The sequence below is a fragment of the Agrobacterium vacciniicorymbosi genome (assembly GCF_040427045.1).
GTDB lineage: Bacteria > Pseudomonadota > Alphaproteobacteria > Rhizobiales > Rhizobiaceae > Agrobacterium.
This window is the reverse complement of sequence record NZ_JBETMF010000007.1, coordinates 74417-92119: the sequence shown is the minus strand read 5'-3', so window position 1 is coordinate 92119 and position 17703 is coordinate 74417. Positions and strand designations below refer to the sequence as shown.

15 protein-coding genes are annotated in these 17703 nt (G+C 57.5%); 10 read left to right on the top strand and 5 right to left on the bottom strand.

Annotation, left to right across the window (positions count from 1 at the left end; genetic code table 11):
- The first annotated feature begins 217 nt into the window (after nucleotides 1-217).
- Entirely contained in the window at nucleotides 218-1357 is a 1140-nt protein-coding gene (locus ABUK73_RS12785) for an ROK family transcriptional regulator (RefSeq protein WP_353577762.1), read from the top strand.
- A gap of 85 nt (nucleotides 1358-1442) precedes the next feature.
- Here ABUK73_RS12785 and ABUK73_RS12780 read toward each other — a convergent pair whose 3' ends face one another.
- From ABUK73_RS12780 to ABUK73_RS12760, 5 genes are all read right to left on the bottom strand, one after another.
- A complete protein-coding gene (locus ABUK73_RS12780) occupies nucleotides 1443-3581 on the bottom strand; it encodes a beta-galactosidase (protein ID WP_353577609.1) in 2139 nt (712 codons plus the stop codon).
- A gap of 16 nt (nucleotides 3582-3597) precedes the next feature.
- Nucleotides 3598-4740, bottom strand: coding sequence for an ABC transporter ATP-binding protein (locus tag ABUK73_RS12775; protein WP_353577761.1), 1143 nt, complete (start codon nucleotides 4738-4740; stop codon nucleotides 3598-3600).
- A 56-nt stretch (nucleotides 4741-4796) separates the two neighbouring features.
- Complete coding sequence (locus tag ABUK73_RS12770) at nucleotides 4797-5648, bottom strand: carbohydrate ABC transporter permease (RefSeq protein WP_353577608.1); 852 nt, start codon at nucleotides 5646-5648, stop codon at nucleotides 4797-4799.
- A gap of 4 nt (nucleotides 5649-5652) precedes the next feature.
- A complete protein-coding gene (locus ABUK73_RS12765) occupies nucleotides 5653-6534 on the bottom strand; it encodes a carbohydrate ABC transporter permease (protein WP_353577607.1) in 882 nt (293 codons plus the stop codon).
- Between the two features lie 63 nt (nucleotides 6535-6597).
- Nucleotides 6598-7860, bottom strand: a complete 1263-nt coding sequence (locus ABUK73_RS12760; protein ID WP_353577606.1) for an ABC transporter substrate-binding protein — start codon at nucleotides 7858-7860, stop codon at nucleotides 6598-6600.
- Nucleotides 7861-8268: 408 nt separating this feature from the next.
- Between ABUK73_RS12760 and ABUK73_RS12755 the strand changes: the two genes are divergently transcribed.
- The 9 genes from ABUK73_RS12755 (at nucleotide 8269) to ABUK73_RS12715 (ending at nucleotide 17658) form a co-directional block, all read left to right on the top strand.
- Nucleotides 8269-9153: an AraC family transcriptional regulator gene (locus ABUK73_RS12755; protein WP_353577605.1), complete on the top strand. Its 885-nt coding sequence runs from the start codon at nucleotides 8269-8271 to the stop codon at nucleotides 9151-9153.
- A gap of 108 nt (nucleotides 9154-9261) precedes the next feature.
- On the top strand, nucleotides 9262-10173 hold the full coding sequence (locus tag ABUK73_RS12750) for an ABC transporter substrate-binding protein (protein ID WP_353577604.1): 912 nt from the start codon (nucleotides 9262-9264) through the stop codon (nucleotides 10171-10173).
- Between the two features lie 70 nt (nucleotides 10174-10243).
- A complete protein-coding gene (locus tag ABUK73_RS12745) occupies nucleotides 10244-11746 on the top strand; it encodes a sugar ABC transporter ATP-binding protein (protein ID WP_353577603.1) in 1503 nt (500 codons plus the stop codon).
- The gene (locus ABUK73_RS12740) at nucleotides 11736-12719 is read left to right on the top strand and encodes an ABC transporter permease (protein ID WP_353577602.1); all 984 of its coding nucleotides are present in this window, start codon (nucleotides 11736-11738) and stop codon (nucleotides 12717-12719) included. The genes ABUK73_RS12745 and ABUK73_RS12740 overlap by 11 nt, the downstream gene beginning before the upstream one ends.
- Nucleotides 12720-12757: 38 nt before the next feature.
- Nucleotides 12758-13489: an SDR family oxidoreductase gene (locus tag ABUK73_RS12735; RefSeq protein WP_113085825.1), complete on the top strand. Its 732-nt coding sequence runs from the start codon at nucleotides 12758-12760 to the stop codon at nucleotides 13487-13489.
- A gap of 68 nt (nucleotides 13490-13557) precedes the next feature.
- Complete coding sequence (locus tag ABUK73_RS12730) at nucleotides 13558-15192, top strand: FGGY-family carbohydrate kinase (RefSeq protein ID WP_353577601.1); 1635 nt, start codon at nucleotides 13558-13560, stop codon at nucleotides 15190-15192.
- 35 nt (nucleotides 15193-15227) lie between these two features.
- Nucleotides 15228-15953 (top strand): SDR family oxidoreductase, encoded by a 726-nt coding sequence (locus ABUK73_RS12725; RefSeq protein ID WP_353577600.1) that lies wholly within the window; start codon nucleotides 15228-15230, stop codon nucleotides 15951-15953.
- A 164-nt stretch (nucleotides 15954-16117) separates the two neighbouring features.
- Nucleotides 16118-16624 (top strand): RNA polymerase sigma factor, encoded by a 507-nt coding sequence (locus tag ABUK73_RS12720; RefSeq protein WP_353577599.1) that lies wholly within the window; start codon nucleotides 16118-16120, stop codon nucleotides 16622-16624.
- Nucleotides 16625-16704: 80 nt separating this feature from the next.
- On the top strand, nucleotides 16705-17658 hold the full coding sequence (locus tag ABUK73_RS12715) for a FecR family protein (protein WP_353577598.1): 954 nt from the start codon (nucleotides 16705-16707) through the stop codon (nucleotides 17656-17658).
- Nucleotides 17659-17703 lie beyond the last annotated feature (45 nt).

Below are 17703 nucleotides of genomic sequence, written 5' to 3'. Positions count from 1 at the left end.
GTGAGAACGATAGGCGACGTTTCCGTCCCACATCAAGCTTTGGAAAACTTTTTCCATCATCACAATCATGAAGCTTTGATCTTTTCGCGAAGCCGTGCGACCACTATTTTTAGCAACGTAAACTGGCAGGCCATTGAAAAGCATTGGTGAACGGGATCAGTCAGAAAAGCCTAAGGTACGCATTCAAGTGAAAATCGATCAACAAACGACGCGGGCGATGAACCGTCGTCTGATCCTTAACCTCATCAGGCGTGAAGAGCAGCTCAGCCGCGCGGATGTCGCGGCGGCGACAGGTTTGAGTCCGGCGGCGGTGACTTTCGTGGTCAGTGATCTGATTTCAGAAGGTTACCTTATTGAGGGCAAGACGATACCCGGCGGTGGAGGGCGTCGACCGATTCCGCTTGAGATCAATTATGCCGGACACCTCGCCATCGGTATCAAAATGAATGTCGGCAGTCTGGAATGTGTGCTGACCGATCTTTCCACTGCAACGCTCTCGTCCCTGACCATCGAGTTCAAAAATCCTTCTCCCCAATCGGTTCTCGACGCGGCTGAAAAAGCCGTGACACGATTGCAGCGTCTGGCGCCGGAAGGGGCGGGTCTGCTGACCGGTGTCGGTTTTTCCATGCCAGGCACAATCGATGCGGAGAAAGGCATCTGCATCAAGAGCCACCGCTTTTTCTGGGAAGATGTCCCGTTCGCCAGTATGTTGCAGGAACGGGTCAACGTCCCCGTCTGGATGGAGGATGACACGCTGGCCTTTGCGCTGGCGCAACATCTTTTCGGTCTCGGGCGGCAGCATCGCGTGTTTACGGCGGTGGCAATCGGGGTCGGCATCGGTTGTGCGACGGTAGTGGACGGAAAAGTGCAACGGGGCGCGCATGGGCACGCGGGCAAGATTGGTCATTCGATGCACCACCCTGACGGACCCTTATGCGAGTGCGGTCGGCATGGCTGTCTTCAGGCTTTTTATTCCGAGCCTGCCATCCTTGAGCGTTGGCGTCAGGCCAGAGGCAAAGACGGTTATGTGGACCGTTACGCGATGAAGGAAGCCGCGCTACAGGGTGATCCTGTTGCCAGAGACATTCTGCAGGAAGCAGGTGCGGCCATCGGCCTGCATCTGGCGCGCATGGTAGATATTGTCGACCCCGAAATCATCATTGTCGGCGGTGAAGCGGTGAGTTTCGGCGATCTGCTGTTTGATCCGATGCGAAAGGCGCTTGAGCTTAATTGTTTCACGCCGCCACCTGCACTGGTGCCGGATGAGAGAGACAATTTCTGGAGCAGCGGTGCGGCGGCCTTGGCAACGCAGGGCCTGTTCAATTTCGAGATGACGACGCCCGCCTTTCCCGCATAACAAAGCGGCGAAGGTGCTTGTGACAACTTCGCCGCTCGTTTCGGGGGATTTACACCCCCCTCTGGGAGAACCTTATGGGCTTGGGTCAGCCAAGCTCTATAACGAGGCAGCCATAGGCTTCGAGCGTATGCTCACCGGAGACGTCGGTGCCGGTCAGCAAATCCTTGCCTGACGCAAGATTGCTGAGCTTCTGTTCGGTCTCAAGCGTGTTCAGAACGAACAGCAGCTTGCGGTCCTCTGCCGTGCGCATCACCACTTCCACGCCTTCCGGCAAATCCGCGATCAGCGGCTCGATATCGGCTTTTGCCAGCACGACCTCGTCCAATACATCCACAAGTTTATCGGTGAGGTAGGTTGCGAGATAGATGACCTGACCCTTGCCGACCTTGCGGAGCGTGGCTGCCGCACGGCCCTTTGCAAAGCGGTTGGACCATGTGGCGATGGTTTCGACGTCGCTGTCGAGTTCCAGCAGCTCGTAGAGATGCTCCGCCTCGATGGTGCGTCCACCGATGTCGATCGTATATTTGCGGAAGGCCGAGGAGGAAGGGAGAATGTGTGTGGGTACATAATGACCGTCCTCTACGCCCTTCTTCTGGAAGAGGCCGTCGCCGTCCTTCGCCGTGATGCGCCCGAATTCTTCAACGCGAACGCCGCAGAGTTTGGCGAGTGCACCGCCCGGTGCAAGTTCGCGGATGATGTGGTTGTTGATGTCGCGTGTGCCGGTCATGGCGCCGACGATCAGCGTGCCACCGGCCTCGACAAAGGCCTCGACATTGGCGGTCCATTCCTGGTTCCACATGACCCAATGGGGAATGTAGAGCGCCTTTAGACGGGACAGATCGTCTTCGGGATGGATGAAACCACAGGAAATACCGCGCTCATAGCAATGGCGGTGCAGAAGCGTGGCGTCGTCCTGCGGGGATGGCAGGCCAATGGGGTAGGTCTTGTGCGCTTCCTGATTGTCGAAGTCCGCACCGGCAATGCCAAGGTCCATATGCACGGATGTGCCGAGCAGCTTGTCCTTGATCTTGGCTATATCGCGAGCGAACTGCTTTGCTTCCTCGAAACGGCGCCGCCCGACATCATCGTGGTCGATCAGGCCCATCCAGTAGATTTCCGCACCGAAATGCGCAGGACGCCAGCGGAAGAACATCAGGCCATCGGCCCCACGCGAGACGGATGACAGTGCCATGCGCCGCATTTCGCCCGGTTCCGGCGTCATGGTGGTGAAGGCTGGCTGGCTGCCCAAGCCAGACGCCTGTTCTGGCACGATGAAGTTGCCGGTATAGCTGCGGCAAAGATCGAGCTTCAATGCCTGCGTGGCACCATGTCCACCGTTGCGACGAAACTCGTCATAGAGCATCGGGTAGATATCGAAGCCAATGAAATCGAGGTCTTGGCCGAACTCACCACGGAAATCGATGTCGGTGAGATTGCCGAGATTGTGGAAGATGAACAAGTCGGGGTTCGTCGCGCGCAGGATTTCCACCTGATCGCGCTGGAACGTCGCAGTCGCCGTGGCCAGAAAGCGATGATAATCCTGCACATGGCCGGGGCTGAGATAGGAAGGGGCCATCGGGTAAGGCAGCACGACCTGATCGAAATTATCGTAGGATGTCGCCCAGAAATGGCCGCCCCATGCGAAGTTCAGCGCGTCGATGCTCTCATACTTGTGGCGCAGGAAATTGCGGAACGCCAGCGTTGCGGAATCGGAGAAGGATTCCGACTCTGTGGTATTCAGTTCATTGTCCGTCTGCCAGCCGATGACGTAAGGATTGTCCTTGTAATGCTCGGCCATCGCCTTGGTAATGCGGCGGCCGTGCTGGCGCAGCACCGGGCTGGTGGTATCGCCATGCTGGCGCGAGCCGTGGCTTGCGCGACGCCCCTTGCGATCGACACGCAGGATTTCGGGATAATTCATGCTCATCCAGCGGGGAGGTGTTGCTGTGGGTGTGCACAGAATGGTGTTGATGCCGGTCTTGCCAAGGCCTTCGATGGCACGGTCGAACAGATCGAAATCGAACTTGCCCTCATAGGGCTCCCAGATGTGCCATGCGAATTCACCCATGCGCACGGCATTGAAGCCCGCTTCCTTCATCCGGTCGGCATCGCGCTGCCAGTAGCTTTCGTCCACATGCTCAGGATAATGCGGCACACCGAGCAAAAAATCGTCAAGGTTAAGGGTGCGCCAGGCCGATAGCGGCGCAGGTTTCGTCCGTTTCATCGTGGAAACTCCAGTTTTACTTTTTGGTCACAGGCTTGGGAAGTGTGAGCGTTTTGCCATCGGGGCCGAAGAGGTAGCAGTCATCAAGGGAAAACCCGACGCGGATGGATGAGCCGACATCGAAGGGCACGACCTTGCCGAGCTGGATCGTGACATTGTGCGTGCCGGTGTCGGAGCCGACAGCCATCAGCGGTGAGGCATCGGCATGGACAATGGTTTCACGGCCCAGATGCTCGACAAGTCGTACCTTCGCGTCGAAAGTTACGAGCGAAGCGTCGGCATCCTGCGTGTGCAGCCGCTCTGGCCGCACGCCCAGCGTTACCGTGTCACCTGCCTTCACCGACGCGTCGCCGTTCAGGGGGACGCGCAGTTCTTCAAGACCGGCAAAGGAGACGACTGCAACGCCTTGCTCGGCTCTGATGACCTTGCCTTCGAAGAAGTTCATGCGCGGCGCGCCGAGAAAGCCCGCAACGAAATGGTTCTTCGGGTTGGCGTAAAGCTCCAGCGGAGAGCCGACCTGCTCGATCTCACCCTTGTTGAGAACGACGATGCGGCTGGCCATGGTCATGGCTTCCACCTGATCATGGGTCACATAGATCATCGTCGAGCCGAGTTCGGCATGCAGGGTCGATAGTTCGACGCGCATCTGGGTGCGCAGGGCAGCGTCGAGGTTCGACAGCGGCTCATCGAACAGGAACACTTCCGGCGAACGGGTGATCGCCCGACCAATGGCCACGCGCTGGCGCTGGCCGCCGGACAATTGCTTCGGCAATTTGTCGAGCTGTTCGGTGATGCGCAAAATACCGGCGGCGCGTTTCACCGCCGCATCGATTTCCGCTTTCGGGCGCTTTGCCATGCGCAGGCCAAAACCCATGTTTTCGGCAACGGTCATGTGCGGATAAAGCGCGTAGGATTGGAACACCATGGCGATGCCGCGATCACCCGGTTCTTCCTTGGTTACATCCCGGCCATTGATCATCAGTTTGCCGGAGGAAATCGTCTCCAGACCGGCAATGGTCTTCAGCAGCGTGGACTTGCCGCAGCCGGAGGGACCGACCATGACGATGAACTCGCCTTTTTCGATGGTCAGGTTGATGTTCTTCAAGGCGTGGAAGCTGGTGTAATGCTTCTGGACGTTGAGGATTTCGACGCTGCTCATGTCAGTCGTATCCTTGCTGCTCGGTGAGAGTGGGTTGGTGCGGCGTGCGGAGGCGGTCATCCTTTGACGGCTCCCATGGTCAGGCCGGAAACGAAGTGCTTCTGCATCAGGAAGAACATCACGACGGGCGGCACAGCGACGAAGATCGTTGCGGCCGACACGATGTTCCATGCCGAGACCCATTCGCCCTTGAGGTTGGAAAGGCCAGCGGTCACGGGCTTGATGGCATCGCTTTGCGTCAGCACCAGCGCCCAGAAATAATCGTTCCAGATGAAGGTGAAGGTGAGGATGGCAAGTGCCGCCAATGCAGGCCGCACCAGTGGCACGACGATATGGATCAGCGTTTGCCAGGGTGACGCACCTTCGGCGCGGGCTGCCTGAAACAGCTCATCGGGAAGGGCCGCGATGAAGTTGCGCATGAAGAGCGTCGCAAAGCCGGTCTGGAAGGCAATGTGGAATATCATCAGCGCCCAGTAGGTATCGTAGAGTCCGGCCCACACCATCAGATCGCGGATCGGGATCATCATCACCTGTTGCGGCAGAAAGTTGCCGCCGACGAACAGCGTGAACAGCACCATCGAACCACGAAAGCGGTAGCGCGAGAGCACATAGCCGGTCAGCGTCGAGAAGATCAGCACCATGATCACCGAGGGAATGGTGATGATCATGCTGTTGGCGAAGTAGCGCAGCATCTTCGTCTGCTGGAACACGGCAACATAATTGTCGGTGAGGCTGAACTTTGTCGGCCAGCCCCAGTAGTTGCCTGCCATGACATCATCGAACGACCGGAAGGATGTCATGATGACGGCGAACAGTGGCAGGAGCCAGAGCGCGAGGATCACGCAGACCATGGCCATATAGGCAATGCGAGCGGCGGGTTTGTTTTCGGGAATAGGACGTGGATACATCAGATCACGCTCCCTTCTCGGCCTTAACGAGGCCGCGCAGATACCATGCGATGAATATGGACATGATGAGGAAAAGGACCGTCGCAATCGCCGCGCCATAGCCGAAGCGGTATGAGAAGATCGACTGCTCGTACATTTGGTAAGCCAGCACGGTGGATGAACCAAATGGGCCACCCGCAGTCATGACGGAAATCGCATCGAAGGAGCGCAGCGCGCCGACAACCGTAATAGCGACCGCGATGAAAGCGACCTGCGTCAGTTGTGGCAAAACGATATGCCGCAACATCGGCCAGCCGCGCGCGCCATCGACCCGTCCCGCGCCGATCATTTCCTCATCGAGATTGTTGAGCCCAGCCAGGAAAAGCACCATGCAGAAGGCCACCTGCGGCCACAGTGCCGCGATGACGACGGCGAAGGTCACGAGGTTTTCGTCGGACAAAAGTGCCGGTGCCGTGGCTCCAAAGGCCTGATATATGATGGCCAAAAGGCCGAAAGTCGGATCGTAGAACCAGCCGAAAATAACGCCGACCGTGACCGCCGCCAGCACCAGCGGCATGAAAAACAGCGACTTGACGATGCGCATGCCGGCGATCTTCTGGTTCACCAGAAGCGCAATTGCCAGACCCATGGGTGGCGCCAGTAGGAACATGACCAGCCAGATCGCATTGTTTTTCAACGAGATGTAAAACTGCGGATCATCGATCAGCTCGGCATAGTTCGCCAGGCCGACCCAGGTTTTCGCCCCCATACCGTCCCATTCATGAAAGGAAATCCAGAACGTCTCGATCGACGATGCGACGATGACGACCAGAAAAAGGATTAGACCCGGCGCAAGAAGAAGCGCAGGCGTCAGCCAGTTGCGATGGCGGCGCCACCAGATAGACATGAGACCATCCTGTCGATGAGGAGGGGAGGCGTCACCGCCTCCCGTTTGGTGTTCAGGCGGAACTTAGCCGTGGATGCGCTGGCGCGTCCGCTCGATCTGCGTGAGAATCTGCTCACGGCGATCCGGCTTGACCATGAATTCCTGGAAGCCCTTGAGGCCTGCCAGTGCCAGATCCGGGTCGCTGTCACGGTCGTAATATTGCGCTGTGCCCTTCACCTTCTTCATCTCCTCGACCGCCATTTTCAGGATCGGATCGTCACCGATCGTGCAGTCGCTGCGGGCAGGCACATTGCCTTCCGGGGAGAGATAGGCGCTGAGATTTTCCGGCTTGTAGAAGAAGGCGAGGAATTCGCGCGCCAATTCCTTGTTTTTCGAACCGGATGGCATGTGGATCGAATCCACCGAGAAATCCTCGAACTGCTCGACGCCTGCCTTGATGGTCGGGAAGGGCGCGAAGCGCACATGCTGAAGGTCTTCCGGCGGGAAGGCGTATTTGATGAAATTGCCGAGATCCATCATCGCTGCCTTCTTCTGGACCAGCGAGGCGGCTGCGGGGTCCCACGCGAAGGAGGTGCCGTTTGGCGTGAAGAAATCAGCCTTGATCAGCTGTTCCCACTTGTCGAACACTTCTGTGAGCGACGGATCGGTGTATTTCACCTTGCCTGCCATAAGGTCCATATGGTGCTGAAGACCGTTGATGCGCAGGTTCATATGGTCGAACCATCCGCCGCAAGGCCACTGGTCCTTGGTGCCCATGCTCATCGGAATGATACCGGCTTTCTTGGACTGTTCGGCCAGTGTGAAGAAGTCATCGAATGTTTTGGGAACGCTCAGACCGAACTGGTCGAACGTATCCTGACGATAGTAGAGACCCCATAGAATCCCACCGGTCGGCAGCCCATATTGCTTGCCATCTACGGTAACCGAGCCGAGCGTCGCGCCGAGAACATCGGCATATTTTTCGCGCTGAACCAGATCGGAGATGTCCTCGAACAGGCCCTTTTCCACGAAGCTGCGCATGCGGCTGCCGGAAAACCAGAAGCAGACATCCGGCGGGCTTGCCACGAGATAATTGCGAATGGCGGTCTTATGCGCCTCGTGATCCATATTGTTGACGGTCACGGTTACGCCATTGGCATCACCAAACGCCTTGGCAATGCTCTCCAACGCCTTGCGCTGATCCGCATTGCCACGGTTTGAAATGATGGTTAGTTGTTTGCTCTGCGCAATGGCCGGTGCCGAGAGCGCGGCGGAAGCAATGGCTGCGCCCGTACCCTGAAGAAAGCGACGACGAGACGTCGGCAGAAACTGCAGTGTCGAATTCATATGTGATCTCCTCCTGCCAGGGTCCCACGACCTGACGCGAGGCTATAAAAATCAAAAAAGTACCCGTCGGTCAATAATTAATTTAATAAATAAACAAACTTAGTGCTCAAGATCGGCAGCCGCTCGGGCGTTACGGACAAATAACTGGAGACGTTTTTTAACTCTACCGCTGATGGCCTTTTAAAGCCGTAGCAATATTGGGTCGTCCGCATTTGCCTTAACATTCAACACTCCATCACCATCACGTTATTGCGCAGTGCAGCGTCAAAAAAGTATCAGCTTAAACTCCGCGATGATGTAGATGCGCAGGAAAATCAGTGCTTAATATCCTCCCGTTGACTGAATATGCGAAATCGGAGGTTTGCATTTTTGGTCAGTCGTTTTTCGCGCTCGGTAGGAGGAGACGCTGTGCAACCCGATCTGGAACTCGTCCATATCCGCAAAGGCGAATCCTTTGCCGCATGGACGCATGGCTATCCATTTCGCACCGTTCGCTGGCACTATCATCCTGAATACGAGATACATTTGGTCGTAGCGACCTCTGGCCGCTTCTATATCGGCGATCATATAGGCCGCTTTGAACCGGGGCAGTTGATCGTTACCGGCCCCAACCTGCCACAAAACTGGATTTCCGAGATTGAGCCGGATGAGATTGTGCCTGCGCGCTCACTGATCATCCAGTTCCCTCAGAAGTTCGTCGAGGACAGCATTGGCAGCATGGTGGAGATGGAGGCAATTTCTCCGCTGTTGGAGCGTAGTCGCCGTGGCTTGTTGTTCGACAAGGGCACCAGCGATGCGGTGCGACCGCTGATCGAGACGCTGATTGAAACACGCGGTCTCAAGCGATTGGCCCTGTTCTGGGAAATACTCGATGTGCTGGCCACCGCGCCGGAACCGGAAGTTCTGGCCAGCTTGAGTTATGAACTCGATCTGTCGAACATCCATGAATGCGGTGTCAACCGCGCGATCGCCTATCTGCGCGAACATTTGACCGACGACATTGATGAGCGCGATCTGGCCGAGATGGTCGGCCACAGCCCAAGTTCGTTTTCTCGGGCCTTCAAACGGCACACCGGTACGACATTGGTTCGCTACCGCAATCAACTCCGGGTCGATCTCGCCTGCCTGGCGCTGTTGACCCGGCCCGAAACGAAAATTGCCGAAATTTGCTACGAGATCGGCTTTTCGAATTTGTCTAACTTCAACCGGCATTTTCAGAAACTGAAGGGAATGCCGCCCTCGCAATTCCGCGCCACTTTCAACGCCAACGGAGCCTTCAAAGCCGCGGGATAAACGAAACATGTCCATACCCCCTTCGCGGGGAACAGCAATTCGGGAAGCGTGGTGCTTTCCGGAAACGGACAGGCTTTGCCTGTCGTCGTCCAAAGGGAGGAAACCGGGATGAAAAAGACACTGACCGCGTTGTCGATTGCCGTAGCTACACTGGCGGCAAGTTCGGCTCTTGCGCAGGATGCCAAGCTCAAGATCGGCATGACCTTTCAGGAAATGAACAATCCGTATTTCGTATCGATGAAGGAAGCGCTGGATGAGGCAGCCAAATCCATCGGTGCACAGGTGATCGTCACCGATGCCGCACATGACGTCGCCAAGCAGATTTCCGATGTTGAGGACATGCTGCAGCAGAAAATCGACATCCTGCTTCTCAACCCAACCGACTCCGCTGGCGTTGAAGCTGCAGTGCAGGCGGCGAAGGCGCAGAACGTCATTGTCGTTGCAGTGGATGCCAATGCCAACGGTCCGGTTGATACGTTCGTCGGATCGAAAAACAAGGATGCCGGTTACCAGTCATGCCAGGCACTCGGCAAGGCCATTAACGGGGAGGGTGAAGTTGCGATCCTCGACGGCATCCCTGTCGTGCCGATCCTGCAGCGTGTCGAAGGCTGCAAGGAAGCCCTTGCCGAATTCAAGGGTATCAAGCTGGTCGATACACAAAACGGCCGTCAGGACCGCTCGGTCGCTCTCGGAGTCGTCGAAAACATGTTGCAATCGCGTCCTAACCTGAAGGGTATCTTCTCCGTCAATGACGGCGGCGCGATGGGCGCTCTGGCCGCCATTCAGGGTTCTGGCCGTGACGTCAAGCTGACCTCGGTCGATGGCGCACCGGAGGCCGTCAAGGCTATCGCCGATGGCACGCAGTTCGTTCAGACCACGGCACAGTTCCCACGCGACCAGGTGCGTGTCGGCCTTGCCATGGCGCTTGCCCAGAAGTGGGGTGCGCGTGTGGTGCCGAAGGAAGTCCCAATCGATGTGCGCCCTGTCACCAAGGAAAACGCTGCCGATTTCAGCTGGTAAGCGCCTCCCGAGCGTCACCCTCGCCATAAGGCGGGGGTGATCCCTATCCATTCAATTGCGGGAGGAAACGATGCTCGAACTCAGAGGCATCAAGAAAAGCTTCGGCAAAATCGAGGTTTTGCACGGCGTCGATCTCACCGTGCAGGCGGGCGAAGTTCATGCTCTCCTGGGCGAAAACGGTGCCGGTAAATCGACGTTGATGAAAATCCTGTGCGGTATTCTCAAGCCCAGCGAAGGCGAAATCCGGATCAATGGTGAGATACGCCAGTTCGCCGACTACAACGAGGCCATCGATGCAGGCATCGGCGTCGTTTTTCAGGAGTTTTCGCTGGTTCCCTATCTGAACGCGGTCGAAAACATGTTTCTGGCGCGCGAACTCGTCAATGGCCTCGGTTTCATGAAGCGCGCCGCTATGCGCAAGCGTGCTGGCGATATCATGAAGCAGCTTGGCATCGCCATTCCGCTGGGCGTACCTATTCGCAGCCTTTCTGTCGCGGAACAGCAATTCGTTGAAATTGCCAAGGCACTGGCGCTCGACGCCCGTATCCTTGTGCTGGACGAGCCGACGGCGACGCTGACGCCTGCCGAAGTCGAGCACCTTTTCCGGGTGATGAGAAGCCTTCGCGCGCAGGGCGTTGCCATCATCTTCATCTCGCATCACCTGGAGGAAATCTTCGAGATATGCGACCGCATCACCGTGCTTCGCGATGGAGAATATGTCGCTTCCTGCGATGTTACCGAGGTGGATCAGTCGCGGCTTGTCGAGATGATGGTTGGACGCCGGATCGAGAACAGTTTTCCGCCAAAGCCAGTCGTCTCTGCCGACGCCAATGTCGTTCTCGATGTCGAGGAAGTCCAGCTCGCTAAAGGCGGCCCTGTTTCCAGTTTCCAATTGCGGGCAGGGGAAATTTTAGGTTTTGCCGGTCTGGTAGGCTCCGGTCGAACGGAAACGGCGCTGGCCATGCTTGGAGCCTATCCCGCCGCGCGCTGCAGGCTGCGGATGAATGGCGTGGAGATACGCTTTGCCGACCCTTCCGAAGCGCTGGCTGCCGGTATCGGTCTTCTGCCCGAAAGCCGTAAGGAACAGGGGCTGATCACCAGTTTCCCCATTCTGCATAACGTCTCGCTCAACAATTACGGCAAATATCTTCTTGGCCATTTCTTCATCAACCGCAGCCGCGAGCTACGCGATACACGCGCGGCGATGCAGAGCGTGCGCGTTAAGGCGCCAAACCCGCATGTACGTGTCGATACTCTCTCAGGCGGTAATCAGCAGAAGGTCGTGATCGCGCGCTGGATCAACCACAATATGAAAGTGCTGATCTTTGACGAGCCGACACGCGGTATCGATGTCGGGGCCAAAACCGAGATTTACCAGCTCATGCGCGATTTCACCGCGCGCGGCTATTCCATCATCATGATTTCGTCGGAGCTGCCGGAAGTGATCGGCATGTCCGACAGAGTCTGCGTTTTCCGCTCGGGAGGCATCGTCGCGACCGTGGAAGGCGACGCAATCACCTCCGAAGAGGTAATGACCCACGCAACAACCGGGAGAACACGACATGTCGCATGATGCGGACGCTATTACCGGCGCTCAGGCAGAGGCCGCGACGCCAATCTGGAAATCGATCATCCATTCGCCGCTGGCATTGCCACTGGCAGGGTTGATTGTTGTCTCATTGCTGATGGGTTTTGCCTCGGACAACTTCTTTTCCGTTTCGAACATTCTCAATGTTTTGAGACAGGTATCCATCGTCGCCATTCTTGCCGTCGGCATGACCTTCGTTATCCTGACAGGCGGCATCGATCTTTCTGTCGGTGCGGTCATGGCGCTGGCGGGCACGATTGCGGCTGGGCTTATGGTGCATTTCGGCATGCCGGGCTGGGCTGGTTTGCTCGCCGGTGTCGCTCTAGCTATCGGGCTTGGGCTGTTCAACGGTATTCTTGTTGCCTGGGGTCGGATGCCAGCCATCATCGTTACCCTTGCCGCGATGGGCATCGCCCGCGGTGCAGGCCTGATCTATTCGGGCGGCTATCCCGTCTCCGGTTTGCCCTCGTGGATTTCCTGGTTCGGCGTTGGTCGCATCGGTATCATTCCAGTGCCGGTGATTGCCATGGTCATCGTTTATGCACTGGCTTGGGTCCTGCTGGAACGCACCGCCTTCGGACGCCACGTCTATGCCATCGGCGGCAATGAAACGGCTGCGAAACTCTCAGGCGTCAAAACCGGGCGTATCAAGCTTGCCGTCTACGCCCTCTCAGGGCTCACTGCTGGCCTCGCCGCCATCATCCTGACCGGTCGCCTGATGTCTGGCCAGCCCAATGCGGGTGTTGGTTTCGAACTGGATGCCATCGCCGCCGTCGTTCTTGGCGGTACGGCGATTGCAGGCGGGCGCGGCTCGATCCTCGGGACGCTGATCGGCGCGGTGCTGCTCGGCATTCTCAACAACGGCCTGAATCTCATGGGCATCAACCCCTATCTGCAGGACATCATCCGCGGTTTCATCATCCTTCTCGCCATCTATATCGCGCGCGAATGGCGCTGACCTAAAACCTCCCAACCATACATCACAGGAGAAACCAAATGGCTCAATCACTGGAAGGCAAAATTGCCGTCATCACCGGCGCTGCCTCGGGCATCGGACTAGCGACCACCGAAAAGCTGCTGGAAAATGGCTGCACCGTGGTCATGGTCGACTGGAACGAGAAGGCGCTGAATGAGCTTGTCGCCAAGCTCGGCAAAAACGCCATTCCTCAGGTCACTAACCTGCTTGATGCGGAAAGCTGCGCCGCAATGGTGCCGGAGATCCTCGCGAAGGTCGATCACATCGACATCCTCTATTGCAACGCTGGCACCTATATCGGTGGCGATCTCACCGAAACAACAGCCGAAGAGATTGACCGTATGCTCAATCTCAATATCAACGCTGTCATGAAGAACGTTCATGCCGTCGTGCCGCATATGAGCGAACGCAAGACCGGCGACATCATCGTCACCAGTTCGATTGCTGGGCATTACCCGACCCATTGGGAGCCGGTCTATGCTGGCTCCAAATGGGCTGTCACCTGCTTCGTTCAGACCATGCGCCGCCAGATGATTCCGCATGGGGTGCGCGTCTCTCAGGTTTCTCCGGGCCCTGTGCTGTCGGCACTACTGGCAGATTGGCCGGAAGAAAATCTTCGCAAGGCAAAGGAGTCGGGCAGCATCATTGAACCGTCGGAAGTCGCTGATGCTGTGGAATATATTCTGACACGCAATCGGAATGTGACGATCCGCGATATGCTGGTGTTGCCGACCAATTTTGACCGCGTCTAAACGGATAAAGGCGTCGTCGCGCCTGGTCTTCGGACATGGCGCGACGAGTTTAATAAGTGGAGGATGTCATGGACGGATTTTTTATTGGCGTTGATGTCGGCACCGCGTCCGCGCGGGCCGGGGTCTTCGATGCTGTCGGCACGTTGCTGGCCTCTGCCAAGCATGACATCCTGATATTCCGCGACGACAGTGGCCACGTAGAGCAATCGAGCGCGCAAATATGGGACGCTGTCTGCGCTGCGGTTCGCGATGCCGTCGCCTCTGCTAGCATTGATCCGGCTTACGTTGCCGGGCTGGGTTTCGATGCAACCTGCTCGCTGGTGGTCGAGGGTGCCGCTGGCGGTGTCGGCGATCTGCAGCACCCGGAACGCGACATTATCGTCTGGATGGACCATCGCGCGATCGAGCAGGCCCGACGGATCAACGCGATGGGCCATACCGTCCTGTCCTATGTTGGTGGCGTCATCTCGCCGGAAATGCAAACACCGAAACTGCTCTGGCTGAAAGAAAACCGACCTGACATTTATTCAAGCGCCCGGAATTTCTTTGATCTGACCGACTTCCTGACCTGGAAAGCGACTGATGCTTTGGAGCGCTCATCCTGCACGGTCACCTGCAAATGGACTTATCTCGCTCATGAGGATCGCTGGGACGAAAGCTACTTCGAAGCCATTGGGCTGGACGATCTCGCCGCAGACGGCTTCAGACGCATCGGGGAGCGCATCGTTCCTCCCGGCACTCCACTTGGCGCGGGCCTGACCCTTGAGGCGGCGCAAGAGATGGGTTTGCGACCCGGCATTGCCGTCGCCGCAGGGCTGATCGATGCGCATGCGGGTGGCATCGGCACCGTGGCAGCGCGAGGCGGAGCAGAAAACCCCGCCGCCTGCCTCGGTTATGTCTTTGGCACGTCGTCCTGCACCATGACCACGACGTCAGAACCAATTTCCGTGCCGGGAGTCTGGGGGCCGTATTACTCCGCCATGGTGCCCGGCATGTGGCTCAACGAAGGTGGCCAGTCTGCTGCTGGCGCGGCAATCGACCAGTTGCTGAGCCTGCATCCCTACGCAGAAAAGGCACAGGAGGAGGCCGCGCGCGAGGGCTTAGGTCTGCCGCAATGGCTGGCTGCGCGCGCACTGGCCTCGGTTGACGACCCATCACAAGCGGTGTTTCTTGCTGGTCAGTTGAACGTCGTTCCCGAGTTTCTCGGTAATCGCGCACCCTTCGCCGATCCCTCAGCGCGTGCGGTCGTTATGGGGTTGGGAATGGAAACCGGTCCCGAAAATCTGGTGGCGCTGTATATCGCAGGCCTTTGCGGTCTCGGCTACGGCCTGCGCCAGATCATCGACACGCAGGCAGAACATGGTGTTTCTGTTTCCTCGATTTCGGTATCGGGCGGTGCCGGAACCCACAAGCTGACCCGCCAGATTCTGGCGGATGCCACTGGCATTGCTGTTGAGGTGACGGCGTGCCCAGAGCCGGTTCTACTCGGCTCTGCCATGCTGGCCGCCGTTGCGGCGAGAACCTATCCCGATTTACAGGCAGCCATGCCCGCCATGTCGAGCCTTGCCGGTCGAAGCGAGCCAGCCTCTGGACCCGCCCGGGCCCTGCATGAGGCACGCTACAAGGCCTTTCTTAAAATTCAAAACCTTGCGCGCGAGGTGCGCGATGACATCGAGCCATTGTTGAGAGCAGGCTCGCACTAACCCGCCGCAACTAGCGCATATCTGGAGGAGACATCATGCAGTTTTCAGGCAAATCCGTCATCATCACCGGCGCCGGCAAAGGGATTGGCCGCGCCTGTGCCAAAATCATGGCGGAGCGAGGGGCTGAAGTCGTCGCTCTCAGCCGCACCGCCTCCGATCTCGACAGTCTGCGCGCTGAAATCGGCGGTCGCTCGGTTGTCGTTGACCTCGCCGATCCGGCAGCGACGCGCCGGGCCATGGCGCAGGCAGGAACAGCGGATTTCCTCATCAACAGTGCTGGCATCAATGTGTTGGAAACGAGTTTCGACATGACGGAAGAGGGCTACGAGGCCGTCATGGGCATCAACTTGCGCGCAGCCCTCATCACCTGCCAGGAGTTTGGCCGCGCGCGTGTTGCCGCTGGCGGCGGCGGGGCTATCGTCAACATCACCTCCATCGCCGGGCACCGCGGGTTCGCCGAGCATCTCTGCTACGCCGCCTCAAAAGCAGGGCTGGAAGGTGCAACGCGCGTCTTCGCCAAAGAATTCGGCCCGCACGGCATCCGCGTCAACGCCGTCGCGCCGACCATAACACTCACCGAACTCGCAATGGCCGCCTGGAGCGATCCGGTCAAGTCGCAGCCGATGATGGTACGCCACCCAGTCGGCCGCTTCGCCGAGGTTGAAGACGTCGCGCGCACGATCGCCGCGCTGCTTTCGCCAGATACGGCGATGGTCAACGGCGCTGTCCTGAGCGTTGACGGGGGCTTTCTGGCCGTCTGACGGGATGGCCCTCAGATCGACGTCGCGATTCGATGTGGCCTTTTTTGGGCTAGCTTCATTGCTGAACCCGTTATAAAGATGATTATAATAATCATGTATTATGGCGCTTAGATCGAGGCAGTTGGTCGCGTTAGGCGACCGCAGCCGTCGAGTGAAGTCTGTTTATGAGTAGATCATTGCTGCACCTTTTGACGACGGAGGAAGAGGGCCGGTTGAACCGCTTTTTCCGTCAACGCCTTCGAGACCGAGAAGACGCAGCCGACGCAATGCAGGAGACCGCTTTACGCGCATTGCAGGTCTCGCAAGCGAACCTAATTGAAAACCCGAGGGCGTATCTTTTTCAGATCGCAAAATCTGTTGCACGATTAACCATCATTCGGCAGTCGCGTGACCGTACGCTGTCGACCCCCTTGGAAAACGGTCTTGCCATACCCTGTGAGAGGCCGGATCAAGAGCAAATTGTCGCGGGACGCCAACATCTTATTATCATGGCGCGCGAGATTGAGAGTTTGCCAAAACGCTGCCAGCAGGTTTTCGTGCTGAGCCGCATTCATGGATTTTCCAATGGCGAAATCGCAGCCAGACTCGGCATATCCCGAAATATGGTGGAAAAGCACATCATAAAAGCCCTACTCCACTGCCGTGCAGCCCGCGCAAAAATAAATCTATGATAGAACGTCAGGCGCTCGTGTCTTTCTCACTCTTTATATAAAGATGACACTTGATCCGATACGAGAACGGCGATCCTTCCATGCGCAAAAAACAAAGCGACCTACCCGACGATGGTCTTGCCGACGAGGCCGCCTTGTGGGTGGCGCGCATGCAGTCATCCGATGCGACGGAGGCGGATCACAGTGCGTTTCAACAATGGCTCGCATCGCATCCCTCGCATCCTTCGGCCTATGACGAGATGAAAAGCCTGTGGGGTGATATGCGCGATGTGCATATTCTCCTTCCTGTTGATCGAAAGGGCCTTGGATCTGGCCGCGCCGTTGCGATCACCCTCGGTGTCATCTGTCTTTTGGGTTTGGCAGCTCTGCTGTTCCAGCAGATCGGTGTGGTCGACCGTTTGCAGGCGGATTACTACACGGCTGTCGGTGAAACCCGTGTCGTTACCCTGGGAGACGGAACGCAGGTCGCGCTGAACACCGATGCGGCTATCCAGATTCGTTATACGGCGCGGGAGCGCCGCATCGTTCTTCTGCGTGGCGAGGCTTTCTTCGATGTGACGAAAAATCCGCAACGTCCCTTCATCGTCGATAGCGATGGATTGACGGCAAAAGCGCTTGGAACCCATTACTCCGTGCGGGCCGAAAACGGCTCGTTGCCGCAGGAAGTTCAGGTGGAGGAAGGTCAGGTCGAGGTGGCGACGCAAGCCGGTGCGGCACTGTTGGGCGCGGGCGATGTCGTTACACGCGACATCGATGGAAAGCTGCTTCGCTCCAAACAGGACGTTGCCAACAACACGGCCTGGCGCGAGGGTAAACTCGTTTTTTCCGGCCAGCCATTGCGTGAGGTTTTGAAAGTCCTTGAGCAGTATCGCCATGGCCGGATCGTGGTTCTGGATGAGCGGGCTGCGCGACTGAACGTTTCCGGCATCTTCGATCTCAAGGACACCGATCAGGCGCTTCGTATTCTGGAGGCCGATCTCCCTGTCGCGGTAACTAGGCTCTCCGGCATTATGGTTGTCGTCCGCTCCCAATAATTTTTTTGCAAAACCACGTCAGGATGTCGGGCCGCTTTTCACTCT